1 protein-coding gene is annotated in these 2,138 nt (G+C 32.0%); it reads left to right on the forward strand.

Features of this window, described 5'->3' with window-relative positions:
• The first annotated feature begins 674 nt into the window (after positions 1-674).
• Complete coding sequence (locus tag LQK79_RS20740) at positions 675-2,054, forward strand: sugar porter family MFS transporter (RefSeq protein ID WP_053243599.1); 1,380 nt, start codon at positions 675-677, stop codon at positions 2,052-2,054.
• The last annotated feature ends 84 nt before the right edge of the window (positions 2,055-2,138 follow it).

Genomic DNA, 2,138 nt, shown 5'->3' on the forward strand with positions numbered 1-2,138 from the left:
AGCCAAGTGGTAAGGCAGAGGTCTGCAAAACCTTTACCCCCAGTTCAAATCTGGGTGGCGCCTCCAATTATATAATAATGTTTTAAAAATAGCTTATATAGTAACTTGTAAAAGAGTTAACTGTATAAGCTATTTTTTTATGCTGGCAAACCAATACTGTGTTTTGCAATGTAGACTTTTAGTAGCTTGCAAATATAAGGTGCTTTCAGACCACACAACTTTTATAAAGAACAGCAATTGGAATACGTTGATAATTCTCATATCTACAAGCTTATTATGATTGCTTTTAGCAGTTTAGCTGTGTTCTATAGTTAGTAAATAGAAAATACTTTTAAGATAATTAAATTACTTTATAAAGTATATTGAAAAAGTTTACTTAAAGTGATATACTAAAAATACTAAAAGTAAACTTCATCAATGAATTAAAATGATAGAATTAGTCTGATTAAAATAGCAGCAAGAATTATTGTCAAAAGAGGTGATTGTATAAACAACATTAAATGCAATGATAACGTTTTACTAGAACTTTGAAGATATTAAAAAATTATAATCAATGTTTTAGTTAAAACAAAATAACGATGGTATTAATATGCAAACGTTTTAATTGCTTTAATTATGTAAGAATAATATGTAGATTTATGACTAAATGAATGAAAGAGTAGGAGATGGTTTTAATGAAAGTGAAAATTAATAGTTCTTTAGTATATATTTTTGGTGCACTTAGTGGTCTTTTGTTTGGGTATGATACTGGAGTTATTTCAGGAGCTATTTTATTTATTCAAAATCAAATGCATCTTGGTTCATGGCAGCAAGGATGGGTTGTTAGTGCCGTATTATTAGGAGCTGTTCTTGGTTCTGCAATTATTGGACCTATGTCTGATAAGTATGGTCGTAAAAAGTTGATTTTGTTATCATCCATGATTTTTTTTGTAGGAGCACTTGGATCAGCATTTTCTCCAGAATTTTGGACATTGATTATATCACGTATTATTCTTGGTATTGCAGTTGGCGCCTCTTCTGCCTTAATTCCAACATACTTGGCAGAATTAGCACCAGCTAAAAAACGTGGTTCTGTGTCAAGTTTATTTCAACTAATGGTTATGAGCGGAATTCTATTAGCATATATAACTAACTATAGTTTTTCTGGTTTTTATATTGGTTGGCGTTTGATGCTTGGCTTTGCAGCAGTTCCAGCTGCAATTCTTTTCTTGGGTGCTCTTATATTACCAGAAAGTCCTCGATTTTTAGTTAAAGATGGACGAATTAGTGAAGCTGAAGATGTATTAGGACAAATGAACAAACATAATGAAGATACTGTTAGAGATGAACTTATACAAATTAAGCGACAAGCTGAAATTAAAAGTGGTGGAGTTAAGGAGCTATTTGGTAAACTTGTTCGTCCAGCATTAGTTATCGGTATAGGCTTAGCCATTTTCCAACAGATTATGGGATGTAATACAGTTCTCTATTATGCGCCAACTATTTTTACTGAGGTTGGCTTTGGAGTTCAGGCAGCATTACTTGCTCATATTGGAATTGGAATATTTAATGTTATTATAACTGCTATAGCTGTTGTGATTATGGATAAAATTGATCGTAAGAAAATGCTAACTTATGGTGCTATTGGAATGGGTATTTCATTACTAGTTATGAGTTTCTCAATGAAGTTCGCTCATGGTTCATTTACTGCTTCAATTATTTGTGTTATTGCATTAACTATATATATTGCCTTCTTCTCAGCTACCTGGGGACCTGTAATGTGGATCATGGTTGGTGAAGTATTCCCACTAAATATTCGTGGTTTAGGTAATTCGTTTAGTAGTGTTATCAATTGGGCAGCTAATATGTTGGTATCATTGACATTCCCAACATTATTAAATTACTTTGGAACTGGTAGTTTGTTTATTGGTTATGGACTAATTTGTTTTGCAGCAATTTGGTTTGTTCACTCTAAAGTATTTGAAACACGCAATCGTTCACTTGAAGAGATTGAAGCTACACTTCGTGCACGTTCTGGTGAAAATAAGAAACAAAATTTATGTGGGTTAGAGTAAACAGTTTAAGAGGCTGTCGCACTAAAAATTAATTCAATAATAATTTATAAATATTGCAAACTAATTTGAGTGAAGGGTTTTAAC

The organism is Clostridium guangxiense (genome assembly GCF_021043395.1).
Classification (GTDB): domain Bacteria; phylum Bacillota; class Clostridia; order Clostridiales; family Clostridiaceae; genus Clostridium_S; species Clostridium_S guangxiense.